The following is a 12,224-nucleotide window of genomic DNA, read 5'->3' as shown; positions in this document are numbered from 1 at the left end:
CTAGCGGTCGCCGATGGCGTAGAAGCCACCGACGCGGTCGGCCACGTAGATGACTCCGTCCCACACCGCGGGGGTGGCCTCAATACAGCCCCCCAGCGATATGCGCCATATCTCGGGGGGCTCGACCGCGGGGTCGGATATGTCGAAGGCGTAGATGTTGCCGGCGCAGTCGCTTTGCATGAGCACGTCGTCGATCACCACCGGCGACGACCACACTGGGCCGCCCATCCGCTTGAACCACACGATCTCGCCGGTCTCGCGGCTCAGCCCGTAGAAGAAGCCGGCGTTGGTGGGCACATACACCATCTCGTCGGTGAGCGCCGGGGTGGCCCACACCCCGTCGATGTCGGCGTTGCGAAGGTCGGTGCCCCACACCAGGGGATCCTCGGCCGAGGGATCCAGCTTGAGCATCTGGCCCAGCTCCTGGCTGCGGGTATTGCCCCGCTCGTACTCCACCCCCACGTACAAGAAGCCCTCGGCATCGGCCACCACGGTGGCGTCCACGTCGTCGCCCGCCCAGTAGCGGAACACCCGCTCGGGATCCTGTCCTTCGGCCACCCCGGATATGTCCCAGCCCTGCACCAGCCCCCCGGAGTTGGCGAAGTAGAGGGTGTTGCCCACCACAGTCATGCCGGTCTCGATGGATATGTTGCCGTCGGCCACCACGTTGAGAAGCTCGTCGTCCCAACCGGGGTTGGAGAACACCACTTCGGGGTCGATGGCCACTAGGCCGTCGGGGCTGAAACTGCGGTTCAGCTTGGCGATGAAGAAGTGGCTGTTCTCCCCGCCTTGGAACAGGTGGTCGTTTAGCACCAGGCCCGCTCCGTCCCAATCGTCGTTCCACAGCACAGGCGGGAAGTCCTCGGCGTGTACAGACCAGAGCTCCACGGGCTCTTCCCGGTCGAAAGCGATGATCCGCAGATAGTTGTCCCGCGAGCCGAAGTACACCAGGGGGTAGCCGTCGGGATCGACGGTTACCGACCCTTTGACCAGGTCGCCCACCACGAACTCGGGCATGATCTGCTCGCCGGTGGCGGCGTCGAGGAAGTGGACCCCCGGGGTGTATGTGCCCGCAATCACCCAGGTGCGCTCGTCCCACTCGATCACCGCAGGCTGGCCGGTCCAACCAGCCCCGCACCACAAGGTGGTACCCGCCTCCCAAGTGGTGAGAGAGCACAGATCCCGCTCGGGACTGCCGGTGAACCGCCAAAGCACCTCGGGCGACTGCGGGGCCGGACCAGTGCCGTAGAAGGTGCGGGTGGGGTTGCCCCGGAAGGTGAGCAGTCCGGGCATTCCGCTCACAGGCTGCCCGGCAGTGGCCGGGTCTACCCAGCCCGGATACGGAGTGGGAGTGGGTTCGGGGGTGGGAGTCGGGTCCGGGACTTGGGTGGGAGCGGGGGTGGAGATGGGCGTTGGGGCCGTCGTCGGCACCGATGTCGGCGTATCGGCTGGTGCCACAGGTATCGGGGCTGGAGACGTGGTCAGCTCAGGGTCGTCGACGTTGAAGTACTGCACATCGGCCACCACCGCCACGATCCCCACGGTGGCGGCAATCGCCGCGACCACGGCCCACGATCTCCACATGCGCACTTGCACTACCGTAGAGCCATGGCGATCGAATATTTGGACCCAAAGGCAGAACCGGCCGAGCCGGTGACTCCCTATGACCTGTCAGCAGGCAGTGGAACACTCACCGTGGGACTGTTGGCCAACGGATTCCCCGACTCGGTCCCATTCCTGGATGCCGTGGGCGAGAGCCTGCGCCGGGTTCGCCCCGACGTGGAGGTTCGGGCCTGGAACAAGGGCAACGCCTCCATGGTGGCCGACGACCAGCTCATGGGCGAGATCACCGACGACTGCGATGCGGTGGTGGCCGCCTACGGACATTGAGGAAGCTGCACTAGCGGCACCGTGCGTGACGCCATCAAAGCCGCCCGTCGGAATACTCCGGCGGTGGCGCTGGTGACCACCAAGTTCTCACCGCAGGGCGACTTCGTGGCCCGTTCCGCGGGCATGCCCGATATTCCTCGGGTGATCCTCCCCCATCCGGTGGCCGGCACCGGGGAAAAGGCCATGCAGATGGTGGCCGACGACATTGCCGACGAGGTGCTTCAGGCGCTAGGGGCCGGATGAGCCGACAGCTCACCGCTGCCACCGAAGAGGCCGCGCTCGAACAGCTCCACAACTCAGGCTGCACCGACGGACTGCCGGTGGTGATTCCCACCCCGGCCCGAGTGGAGCGGATGGTGCTGGCCTCGGGCCTCGACGCCGACGTGTCGCTGGGCCAACTCGGCCCCAACCTGGGTGAGGCAACCGTGGAAAAGGCGGCCATCGCCGCAGTGATGGCCGGCTGCCTGCCCGACCACTTCCCGGTGGTAGTGGCCGCGGTGCGGGCGGTGAGCGATCCCCGCTTGGACATGACCGAGGTACAGGCCACCACCCACAATCTGGGGCCGCTATTGATCGTGAACGGCCCCGCGGTGAGCGCCTGCGGCATTGCGTCGGGCTTTGGCGCGCTGGGTCCGGGCCACCGGGCCAACGCCAGCATCGGGCGGGCGGTGCGCCTGGCCATGATCAACGTCGGCGGCGGGCGGCCCGGCACCTCCGACATGGCTCTGCTAGGCCACCCTGGCAAGTTCACCTTCTGTTTGGGCGAAGACGAAGTGGCCAGCCCCTGGGCGCCGCTGCACACTTCGCTGGGCTACGACATCGACCAGAGCACGGTCACGGTGGCCTGCACCGAGGGACCACACTCGGTGCTGTGCTTCCCCGACGACGATCCCGAGGTGTATGCCGACCACCTGATCAACGTGCTGGCCGCCTCGCTGTCGGGATTGGGGGCCAACAACACCCACTTCGGCCGGGGCTCCCAAGTGCTGGTGCTCAACCCCGACCACGCCGTCGCCCTTGCCGACGTGGGCTACGACCGGGCCACCATCGCCGAGGCGCTCCACGATCGGGCCAAGCGATCCTGGTCGGAGCTGTCCGCGGTGCGCTCTAGAGGCTCAGGCATCAATCGCCACCAGCGCAGCCAAGGCGATAACCCCGACCTGGTGGTCCACGCTCTCAGCAGCCCCGAAGCCCTGCTCATCCTGGTAGCCGGAGGCACCGGCCTGTACTCCACCGTCATGCCCTCCTGGGGCGCCGGCCCCCACGGCAATAGCCACCTCACCGTAGAAATCGACCTCGACCAAACCTGCGAAGTGCCGTTGGTTATGCCGGCCGGTTAGGCCCCGGTTTCGTCTCCGCGACACTGTCGTCCGTCGCTGGTAGCGTTGCGGCTATGGGTCGATTTCGTCGGACGATGGACACTGCCAAGGCTTCTTGGGCGGTTTTGCAGCATGATCGGGAACTTGCCGTCCTGCCGATTCTGGGAGCGCTGGCCTCACTAGCGGTGGTATTGGGCATTGGCCTGCCCATCTGGCTCTCCACCGAGGGGATAGACGACGGCGGCAGCAGCGGCAGCGAGCCAATGCTGTGGATCGGCGGCATCATCATCTTGTTCGCCGTCACCGTCATCACCGTGTTCTTCAACGCCGCGGTGGTGTCGGGGGCCCGGGAGCGGTTCAGCGGCGGCGACCCCACCATCTCCAGTGCCATCAAGGGGGCTTTCTCCCGACTGCACGTGATCGTGCCTTGGGCAATTCTGGCCCTGACTGTCGGGATGATCATTCGATTGATTCAAAGCTCGGACAACATCGTCGCCCGCATCCTCGGCAGCCTGCTCAATATGGCCTGGGGGGTGCTCACGTTCTTAGTGGTGCCCATTCTGGTGGTAGAGCAGACCGGGCCGTTCCAATCGCTCGGCCGCTCGGGCGAGCTGCTGCGCCACACTTGGGGTGAGAACCTGATCGCCCAGGTGGGGTTCGGAATCATCGGATTCGTGGCTGCCATCCCGGGCATCATCATTATCGCCATTGGGGCCTCAGCCGGATCAGTCGGCGCAGTGGTCGGGGTCACAATAGGGTTCGCGTGGATCGCCTTGGTTTCGGTGGTGGTCAGCACTCTCACCGCCATCTTCCAGATGGCTCTCTACTTGTACGCCACCACTGGACAGGTGCCCATGGGGTTCGAGCAATCCGGCCTCACCGACACCTTCAACGAGCGGTCCCAAGGCCCCCTGATGCGAGGCTTCGGGGGCGGCGGGGGCTTCGGCGGCGGCCGGTTCTAACCGCTAGTCGCTAACTGGTTCTAGAGCGGCCTTGGCTGCCTCCGGGTTGAGGTACTCCCGGGTGAAGCACACCTTGCCGTCCCGGAAGCGCCATAGGCCGATATAGCGGTTGGAGTAGCGGCGGCCGGTGGGAATCACCTCGCCCTGGCTGGTGTACTCGGCTATGAGCAGGTCGGGGTCGGTGCAGGGGTACACCTCGGTGATGTGCAGGGTGAAGCGGAACACCTTGAACGCGCCCACCAGGCGTTGGCGCACTGCCTCTTTGCCCTCGGTCCGGTCGGGCTTGTCGGGGTGGGCGTAGGGCAACTCCATCACGTAATCGTCGGTGTAGTGGGCCACCACCGCATCGGCATCGCCCATCGAGTCGAACACCGACTGGAGTATCTCGAGGTTCGTACGCTCGCTCATCTCACCAGTTGACCACGTTCTTCGAATCCGTGGGAAAGCTGGCAGTAGTGTCGCGGATCGTGTCTTCGAATGAACTGCCGCTGAGCGGCCTGCGGGTCATCGACATGGCCGACGTCAAGGGCGAGTTGGCCGGTCGGCTGCTGGCCGACTTCGGCGCCGATGTGATCCGGGTGGAGCCGCCCGGAGGAGCCGAATCCCGACGCATGCCCCCGTTCGCCCCCGACGGCGACACCAGCCTGTACTTCGCATTCCGCAATTTCAACAAGCGGGGCATCACGCTGGATGTGACCACGGCTGAGGGCCAGGCCCAACTGCGAGAGCTGCTGGCCAGCGCCGATGTGTGGATTGAATCCACCAAGCCGGGGACGCTGGTCCCTTATGGGCTCGACCCCCGGGATGTTTCCGCCGAGTTCGAGCACCTCTTGGTGCTATCGATCACCGACTTTGGCCAAGAGGGGCCTTATGCCCAGTTCGAAGCCAACGACGAGGTGATCCAGGCCATGAGCGGGCATTTGGCCGCCTCAGGCATACCCGAGAAGCCGCCGCTGCTCATTCCCGGGGCGTTCGCCTACGACGCGGCCGGCGTGGTCGGCGCTTTGGCCGTGGCCATCGGGCTGGTGGCCAAGGAGCGCACGGGACGAGGCCAGCACCTGGACTTCTCGGTGCTGGAGGCGGCCATCCACCTCAACACATGGCAGCTGGCCAACATGCAGCCCACCCTGGACGCCGGCATGGACCCGCCCATCGTCCGATCGGGCACCACCGTGGTGTATCCGCTGTTCGAGACGGCCGACGGATACATCACCATGGTGGTCCTCAGCCCTCGCCAGTGGTTCGCCCTATGGGAGTGGATGGGCCGCCCCGAGGCATTTGCCGACGAGATGTGGAGCCAAACCATCACCCGGATCATGAACGGCGACGTGTTGAACCCAGTGATCGCCGAGCACTTCGCCCCCATGATGATGGAGGAGGCCGCGGCCGAGGCTCAGCGCCGGGGCGTGGTGGTCACCCCCATGCTCAAGCCGTCCGACATCCTGGTGAACGAGCACTACGTGTCCCGGTCGACGTTCGTGCCGATGGAAGTGGCCCCCGGCGTAGAGGCGGCAACCGCCTCGGGATTCATGGAGATCAACCGGCAGCGCCAGGGGTTCCGCTTCGGTTCCCCGGCTCTGGGTGAGCACAACGCCGATGTGGCCGCGGAGGCGGCTGACGTCGAACCCGCAGGTCCAGTGCCAGACGCCGGCGAGACGGCCCAACCGCTGGCTGGGCTGCGGGTGCTGGATTTCGGACACGGCGGCGTGGGCGTGGAGGGCGGTCGGATGCTGGCCGAGTACGGGGCCGACGTCATCAAGATCGAAACCCGCACCTATCCCGACTTCATGCGGTTGGTCATCGGAACCGAGATGACGGCGTCGTTCGCCTCATCGAGCCGCACCAAGCGCAGCTTCGGGGTCAATTCCAAGATCCCCGAGGGCTTGGCGGTGCTGAAGGAGCTGGTGAAGACGGCCGACATCGTGATCGAGAACAACTCCACCGGCACCATGGACGCCATGGGGGTGGGCTATGAGACGCTCAAGGAGCTCAACCCCGGTGTGTGCATGGCCAGCAGCCAGCTCATGGGCTCCACCGGGGCCTATGCCGACTGGATCGGCTACGGACCCACCATCCAGACAGTGGGGGGCATCAAGTACCTGTGGAACTTCACCGACGGCGACCCGCCGCCGGGGTCCAACGCCATACACCCCGACCACTTGGCCGGGCGGCTGTGCGCCCTAGGCGCGCTGGTCGGCCTGTTGAGCCGAGACCGCCGGGGCCAGGGGGCCCAGGCCGAGATCAGCCAGGCGGAGGCTCTGGTCAACACGTTGGGCGATCTCTTCATGGCCGAGTCGCTCAGCGCCGGCTCAGTGCAGCCGGTAGGCAACGACTCCGACCAAGGCGCCCCGTGGGGGGTATTCCAGTGTGCCGGCGACCAGAAGTGGAGCGTGGTGTGCGTGCGCCAAGACGCCGACTGGGCCGCGCTCAAGCAAGCCATGGGCAACCCGGCCTGGGCCGATCACCCGGCCTACGGGACCGCTGAAGGCCGTTTGGCCGCCCGGGATGCGGTCAACGCCGGGGTAGCCGAGTGGACGGCCAACCTCTCACCGCTGGAGGTCCAGGAGGCGTGTCAGGCCGTCGGCGTCCCCGGATCAGCCATGCTCACCGCCCTCGACCACATGGCCGACCCCCAACTCACCCAGCGAGGCTTCCCGCTAGAGGTCTTCCAACCCGGCGCCGGCAACCTAGTGCTGGAAGGCCCCTGCTTCTACGGCAGCGAGATGCCCACACCCCCCGTCCACGCCGCCCCCCTACTAGGCGAGCACACCCGCCAAATCTGTATAGAAGAACTCAGCATGGACCCCGCCGAAGTCGAACGCCTCGTCGAAATGGGCGCCCTAGAAGTCCCCCTCCCCGAGCCGACGGACTCCTGACCGGGTTGACCGCCTGGTCAGCCGATGACTAGGCCGCCGTTGGGAGTGATGGTTTCGCCGGTGACGAAGTCGCTCTCGTCGGAGGCTAGATACAAGGCGGCATAGGCAATGTCTTCGGGCTGGCCGATACGGCCCGCGGGGGTGATCATCTTTAGACCCTCGATCATGGCGGCGTCTACTCCGGCGACCATGGGGGTGTCGATCACGCCGGGGCACACGGCGTTGGCCCGTATGCCGTGGGGGGCGCAGAACCGGGCCATTGCCCGCATGAACCCCAAGAGGCCGGCCTTGGCGGTGGCATAGTGCACCGGCCCCCAACCGGCCAGTCCGGCGATGGACGACATGCAGATCACCGAACCCTTGAGATCAGTCTCGATGATCCGGGACAGCATGGCCCGGGTGCAGTAGAAGGCGCCGTTGAGGTGGATGTCGAGCATCCGCTGCCAGCCGTCGTCGCTCATGTCCACAATCTGGCGGTCGCCCCCGGTGTTGCCCTCTCCGGAGCCATCACCAGGGGTGCTGTCGACGCCGGCGTTGTTCACCAGCACGGTCACCGGGCCGAAACGGTCGTCGATGTCGGCGAACATGGCCTCGATGGCCTTGCTGTCTGACACGTCGCAGGCCGCGCTCATGGCCTCGCCCCCGTTGGCGATCACCTGATCGGCGGTGGCCGCGGCGGCGGCCTCGTTCAGGTCTTGCACCACCACTTTGGCACCCTCGCTGGCGAACAACACGCTGATGGCTGTGCCCAGCCCGCCTCCACCGCCGGTAACCAGGGCAACTTTGCCGTCCAGTCTTCCCATGAGCGAACTCCTCCTCGTCGCGGTCGTCGGCGAGACTCCACCGACTGTCGGCCAAGCGGTGCGATTGCCGCCGCTCGCCGGTAAATTTCCAGTAAGGCACCATGACACCCCGATACCGAAACCCACAAGCCGAGGCCGATGCCGTGGTGGGCGACGGTCTGACCGCCAGAGTGCTGGAGCCGTCACCGCCTGCCGTGGTCACCGGACCCTGGTATGCCGACGACCCCGCCGCGGTGGGTGAGGCCGACCAAGCGACTGCCAGGGTGGTGACTCCCACCAGTGCGGGCGATCTCCGCTGGGGCGATCTGGCCGCAGCTGACGAGACCGTGGCCGAATTCTGCGGGCCCCGATGGCTGGCCAACTACCAGCCGCTGGTGAGCGTGCCCGATCACTATCCGGTGCGACGCGACGACCTTCACCGTTTGGCCTACGGCGTGGTGTCCAACACCCGCAAGGCAGCCAACGGGAAGTTCGGGCTGCGCTGGACTCTGGACGGGTTTGGCACCCCGTTCTTCGGCGACGACACCCAGGTGCGGGTGGAAGGGCGCATGTTGGTGAGGCAGCACAGAGACAGGGTGGAGGCTGAGACGATTACCACGCTGGCCGCAGCCGCTGATTTCCTAGGCGTCGAAGCGACCAGCGACCAGGCCGAGCACGACACCGTGGCGCTGGGCGACTTGGATCGCCCGCTGACGGTGGACGAGGAGCTGGTGGCGTTCACCAGCCAGTGGTTCGGGATGGCCACCGCGGCGCTGGAGGAGCTGCGCTGCACTCCCGGAGCTCCCGATCCCAGCCGGGTGCAGCTGTGGCCTGGCCACTTCGACGTGGCAGTGGAGATCGGCAATGCCGATTCCGAGCCTGTGAGCCGGGCCACCTACGGGGCATCGCCCGGAGACGCTGCTCACCCCGAGCCCTACCTGTACGTGGGGCCGTGGGGGCCGATCGACCACGGCGACCCGTTCTGGAACGACGCTGCATTCACCGGGGCGTCACTGCCCTACGCGGCGATTGTGGGCGACCCCAACCCCTGCGGCATTGCCCTGGGCTTCTACCGCCAGGCCTACAGCCGACTGATCGGCAACTAGCTAGTCGGCGGAGAGCGCAGCCACCACCGGGGCAAAGCTGTTGATTGTCTCAGCCAAGCCTTCAGCAGCGGTGGAGCGGGCGGTGGCCGCCAAATTGAGGCTGGCGCTGCCGAATCCCATGTCCAACACGGAAGAGAGCTGATCGGCGCACTCCTCTGGGGTGCCGACGATGGTGAAGGCCTGGACCAGACGGTCGTCGATCAACGCGTCCAACTCGGGGTCGTCGGTCCGATTGTGATCGAAGTACCAACCTCGGCTGCGGGACAGAGCGGCCTCGATAGCGGCCATGCGGTCGGGGGCCACATCCAGCTCAGGTGGGCGAATGATGGTGAGATAGTGGGCGGCGTAGCGCTTGACGCTGCGCCGAGCGAGATCGCCGTCCTCGGAACAACAGAGCGTGAGCCGGGGAGCGGTCTCGAAGTCGTCCACCGTGCGCCCGGCCCGGGCTGCGCCCTCGGCCAACCACATCCGGTAGGTGTCAGCCAGATCAGCTGACAAGAAGCGGCCGCCGACCAGGGCGATATCGGCCACCTCCCCAGCCAATCGCATGACTTGGGGGCTGCGGGTGCCGATGGAGATGGGCACGGGGTGAGCGGCGGGGCGGACCAGGTGCTCGCCGCCGACATCTCCCCCGGCCAACAGCGTGCGGATGTCGTCCACCGCCCGGCGAAGGGCAGCCACCGGCTTGGGGTAGTCGATGCCCAGCGGCTCCAGGCCGGCCCCCACGCCCAGTCCGCAGAATGCCCGGCCAGGGGCGATGTCGTCGAGGGTGGCCAGCGCCCCAGCCAGCACCACCGGATGGCGGGTGTAGGGGTTGGTGACCATGGCCCCCACCGCGATGCGGCGGGTGGCCTGGACGCACAAGGCCTGGAGCATGAAGCAGTCGGGCCAGAACGCCACATCGGAGATACCCAGCCGGGCAAACCCAGCCTCCTCTGCCAGTCGGGCCAGACTCACCGCCTCCGCGGTGCTCATCCCGGGGCTGATCTCCGCTTCAAGGGTGACGCTCACCGCCGGCGACGGTAGCACGGAGGCGGATAAGGGCAGGCCGGCCACACCCAGACCGGCCTGCCCGAACCGGGTCAGCTCAAGAGCACGGGGTCCGGGCCGAGGCCAAGAACCCGCAATACGCCTCTCGGCTGACGGTCCATGTTCCATCCACCCGCTGGATCTCTCCAGTCAGGTCTTCATAGGCGGCATTGCCTCCGAACAAGACGTTGTAGGTGATGGTGGCTTCATCGCCGCTTATATCCACCGCGGTGGGTTCCATGCTGAACCCTCCGAAGCTCTCGCCCGCCTCGGCATATGCGGCATTGCTGGACTCCAAAGCAGCGGCATCTTCCAAGTGGGGCGCCTTGTCGGCAAACTCAGCGGTGGAGTCGAAGACCACGGCCCATGCATCCATGGCCGCCTGTCCGTCTGAAGCCGCATCCATTGGAGCGGTGGCTGTGGCAACCGCCGTGGGCGTCATCGAAGGTGTGGCAGCGGTAGTGGCTGTCGCGGTCGGAGCGTGTGTGGCCGTGGCTGTCGCATGGGCGGTGGGCGTCGCCGATCCATAGGGCGTGGCCGACGCACTAGGGGTTGCAGACCCGTGAGGCGTGGCAGATGCACTGGGCGACGCCGATGCTCCTGGCGTGCCCGACGGGTTCAAGACATCGGTGACCCTGGCCGGATCGCCGCCATCATCTCCGCAGGCTGCCGCAGTCATTACAAGGGCCAGGATCAACCCGACCCACTGGGCCGTGCGCCTACCCCGGCTCTGTCCCCTGCCCTGATGGTGCATCACTGGCCAGCCGCCTCTACAACGGACGGACCAGCAGTTAGCACCACATCGAAGCTCAACAGCTCGGCCCCATGGGCTACCGGCTGCTGACTCGCTTCAGCGTGGCCTCGGGCAAAAGCCGGCGAACGCACCCAGGCCAGAAATTCCTCTTCGCTGGCCCAGCGGGTGTACACGTACCAGGTATTTCCCTCGGCTGGCCGAAGGAGCTCAAACCCCTCGAAACCGGCCATGGTCTCCACTTCGCCGACTCGTTGCTCGAAACGGCGCAGCAGTTCGTCGCCTGCCCCTTCCGGGACAGTGATGGCGTTGATTCGCACGATGCTCATTGGTTGTTCTCCTTGGTGTTGGTTGGATGTGTATTGGTTGGATGAGAAGTGTCGAAGCTCCGGGTGGTCATGAATCCTCCTTTGGATGCGCCACAATTACGGCACTTAGGTCTTCCCGAAGGCGGGCGAGCATCTCGGCGGTCCGAGGACCATTGCCCAACAGGAGCTGGTCGTCGTAGGCCAACACCTGTCGGTTGAGCCCGGCGGGGGTCTGGCCAAGCCCTCCAATCTCCAGAAGACCGTCCACGCCTCCCACTGATTCGAGTCCGGCTTCGGGCACCAGCAGCACATCGGGTGCTGCGGCCAAGATGGCTTCGGCGGAAATCGGTGCGTTGTCGTCAATCCCCATCTCCTCGGAGACATCCACTCCCCCGGCTGAGTTGATGAGCCAGCGTGTGTTGGCCGATTCGCCCAGCACCAGCTGCGCCACCGTGCCCCGCACATAGAGAGCCACCACTCGGGGGCGGTCGCCGTCATAGTCGGGCGGCACGGTGGCCTCGGCTATGGCGGCGTCAAGGGCATCGGCCATCTCCTCACCCCGCTGGGAAATGCCCAAAGCCGCGGCCACCGCCCTGATCTTCAGCCCTGCACCGGTCGGTATGGCCTCGTTGGGCAGGATGACCAGGGGATAGCCCAGCCGGCGCATATCGTCCAGCGCTTCGGGAGGCCCAGCGATGTCGGTGGCCAAGAGCAGGGTGGGGGCGAACGAGGCCACCGTTTCAGCCGACAAAGCCCGCTGGTAGCCGATCTCGGGCAGGGCATCGGCTTCGGGAGGATAGGTGGCCGACAAGTCCGTGGCCACCACGTTGTCACCCAATCCAAGGGCGAAGACCACCTCGGCCACATCGCCATCAAGAGGGATAATCCGTTCGATGGACTCGATGGTGATCTCCACCCCAGTCTCGTCCACCACCGTGACCGGCAAGACTGGCCCACCATCGACTTCGGGAGTCCCCGTTGGCAGGGCCAGGGTGGCAGAAACGGTGGGAGATGCAGAGGCAGACGGGGTGGCCGAGGCCCGAACCGGGTCAGCAGCAGCTTGATCGACGGGGGATTCACTGCCTCCACAGCCAGCCACAGCCAACGCCAGAACTGCGCTCGACAGCACTCGTGCCGCCCATGTCCTAACTCGCTTACCCGCTCCGGAGCCCCCGGCCATGCCCGGATGTTAGGTATACCT

At 66.1% G+C, this 12,224-nt stretch carries 13 protein-coding genes; 6 read left to right on the top strand and 7 right to left on the bottom strand.

The window, feature by feature from the left end:
• Positions 1-1,584, bottom strand: a complete 1,584-nt coding sequence (locus tag ACOQPI_RS07875) for a PQQ-binding-like beta-propeller repeat protein (protein WP_420621007.1) — start codon at positions 1,582-1,584, stop codon at positions 1-3.
• Positions 1,585-1,608: 24 nt separating this feature from the next.
• Here ACOQPI_RS07875 and ACOQPI_RS07870 point away from each other — a divergent pair, with 24 nt between their 5' ends.
• The 3 genes from ACOQPI_RS07870 (at position 1,609) to ACOQPI_RS07860 (ending at position 4,171) form a co-directional block, all read left to right on the top strand.
• On the top strand, positions 1,609-2,133 hold the full coding sequence (locus ACOQPI_RS07870; RefSeq protein ID WP_420619122.1) for a UGSC family (seleno)protein: 525 nt from the start codon (positions 1,609-1,611) through the stop codon (positions 2,131-2,133).
• A complete protein-coding gene (locus ACOQPI_RS07865; protein ID WP_420619121.1) occupies positions 2,130-3,230 on the top strand; it encodes a hypothetical protein in 1,101 nt (366 codons plus the stop codon). The genes ACOQPI_RS07870 and ACOQPI_RS07865 overlap by 4 nt, the downstream gene beginning before the upstream one ends.
• Positions 3,231-3,304: 74 nt before the next feature.
• Positions 3,305-4,171: a DUF6159 family protein gene (locus ACOQPI_RS07860; protein ID WP_420619120.1), complete on the top strand. Its 867-nt coding sequence runs from the start codon at positions 3,305-3,307 to the stop codon at positions 4,169-4,171.
• A gap of 3 nt (positions 4,172-4,174) precedes the next feature.
• Here the strand turns inward: ACOQPI_RS07860 and ACOQPI_RS07855 are convergent, their stop codons facing one another.
• Positions 4,175-4,579 carry a nuclear transport factor 2 family protein gene (locus tag ACOQPI_RS07855; RefSeq protein WP_420619119.1) on the bottom strand — a complete coding sequence of 135 codons (405 nt, stop codon included), beginning with the start codon at positions 4,577-4,579 and terminating at the stop codon, positions 4,175-4,177.
• A 59-nt stretch (positions 4,580-4,638) separates the two neighbouring features.
• Between ACOQPI_RS07855 and ACOQPI_RS07850 the strand changes: the two genes are divergently transcribed.
• A complete protein-coding gene (locus ACOQPI_RS07850) occupies positions 4,639-7,047 on the top strand; it encodes a CaiB/BaiF CoA transferase family protein (protein ID WP_420619118.1) in 2,409 nt (802 codons plus the stop codon).
• Positions 7,048-7,064: 17 nt separating this feature from the next.
• Here the strand turns inward: ACOQPI_RS07850 and ACOQPI_RS07845 are convergent, their stop codons facing one another.
• Positions 7,065-7,850 carry an SDR family NAD(P)-dependent oxidoreductase gene (locus tag ACOQPI_RS07845; protein ID WP_420619117.1) on the bottom strand — a complete coding sequence of 262 codons (786 nt, stop codon included), beginning with the start codon at positions 7,848-7,850 and terminating at the stop codon, positions 7,065-7,067.
• A gap of 101 nt (positions 7,851-7,951) precedes the next feature.
• Here ACOQPI_RS07845 and ACOQPI_RS07840 point away from each other — a divergent pair, with 101 nt between their 5' ends.
• Positions 7,952-8,935, top strand: coding sequence for a hypothetical protein (locus tag ACOQPI_RS07840; RefSeq protein WP_420619116.1), 984 nt, complete (start codon positions 7,952-7,954; stop codon positions 8,933-8,935).
• Here ACOQPI_RS07840 and ACOQPI_RS07835 read toward each other — a convergent pair whose 3' ends face one another.
• Together ACOQPI_RS07835 and ACOQPI_RS07830 are read right to left on the bottom strand one after the other, a co-directional pair.
• Positions 8,936-9,946, bottom strand: a complete 1,011-nt coding sequence (locus ACOQPI_RS07835; RefSeq protein WP_420619115.1) for an LLM class flavin-dependent oxidoreductase — start codon at positions 9,944-9,946, stop codon at positions 8,936-8,938.
• Between the two features lie 76 nt (positions 9,947-10,022).
• Positions 10,023-10,370 (bottom strand): hypothetical protein, encoded by a 348-nt coding sequence (locus ACOQPI_RS07830; RefSeq protein WP_420619114.1) that lies wholly within the window; start codon positions 10,368-10,370, stop codon positions 10,023-10,025.
• A gap of 163 nt (positions 10,371-10,533) precedes the next feature.
• On the opposite strand from ACOQPI_RS07830, the gene ACOQPI_RS07825 reads away from it, so the two are divergent.
• The gene (locus ACOQPI_RS07825; protein ID WP_420619113.1) at positions 10,534-10,710 is read left to right on the top strand and encodes a hypothetical protein; all 177 of its coding nucleotides are present in this window, start codon (positions 10,534-10,536) and stop codon (positions 10,708-10,710) included.
• A gap of 7 nt (positions 10,711-10,717) precedes the next feature.
• Here ACOQPI_RS07825 and ACOQPI_RS07820 read toward each other — a convergent pair whose 3' ends face one another.
• The gene (locus ACOQPI_RS07820; protein ID WP_420619112.1) at positions 10,718-11,044 is read right to left on the bottom strand and encodes an antibiotic biosynthesis monooxygenase family protein; all 327 of its coding nucleotides are present in this window, start codon (positions 11,042-11,044) and stop codon (positions 10,718-10,720) included.
• A gap of 67 nt (positions 11,045-11,111) precedes the next feature.
• The gene (locus ACOQPI_RS07815) at positions 11,112-12,122 is read right to left on the bottom strand and encodes a heme/hemin ABC transporter substrate-binding protein (protein ID WP_420621006.1); all 1,011 of its coding nucleotides are present in this window, start codon (positions 12,120-12,122) and stop codon (positions 11,112-11,114) included.
• Between the last annotated feature and the right edge of the window lie 102 nt (positions 12,123-12,224).

Source organism: Candidatus Poriferisocius sp. (genome assembly GCF_965219815.1).
GTDB lineage: Bacteria > Actinomycetota > Acidimicrobiia > Acidimicrobiales > Bin134 > Poriferisocius.
This window is presented reverse-complemented; position numbering and strand designations above follow the sequence as displayed.

What these genes read in the sequence shown, in the direction of transcription:
- ACOQPI_RS07875 (WP_420621007.1), bottom strand. Translation starts at nt 1,584, where the DNA reads ATGTGGAGATCGTGGGCCGTGGTCGCGGCGATTGCCGCCACCGTGGGG.
- ACOQPI_RS07865 (WP_420619121.1), top strand. Translation starts at nt 2,130, where the DNA reads ATGAGCCGACAGCTCACCGCTGCCACCGAAGAGGCCGCGCTCGAACAG.
- ACOQPI_RS07860 (WP_420619120.1), top strand. Translation starts at nt 3,305, where the DNA reads ATGGACACTGCCAAGGCTTCTTGGGCGGTTTTGCAGCATGATCGGGAA.
- ACOQPI_RS07855 (WP_420619119.1), bottom strand. Translation starts at nt 4,579, where the DNA reads ATGAGCGAGCGTACGAACCTCGAGATACTCCAGTCGGTGTTCGACTCG.
- ACOQPI_RS07845 (WP_420619117.1), bottom strand. Translation starts at nt 7,850, where the DNA reads ATGGGAAGACTGGACGGCAAAGTTGCCCTGGTTACCGGCGGTGGAGGC.
- ACOQPI_RS07840 (WP_420619116.1), top strand. Translation starts at nt 7,952, where the DNA reads ATGACACCCCGATACCGAAACCCACAAGCCGAGGCCGATGCCGTGGTG.
- ACOQPI_RS07830 (WP_420619114.1), bottom strand. Translation starts at nt 10,370, where the DNA reads ATGGATGCGGCTTCAGACGGACAGGCGGCCATGGATGCATGGGCCGTG.
- ACOQPI_RS07820 (WP_420619112.1), bottom strand. Translation starts at nt 11,044, where the DNA reads ATGAGCATCGTGCGAATCAACGCCATCACTGTCCCGGAAGGGGCAGGC.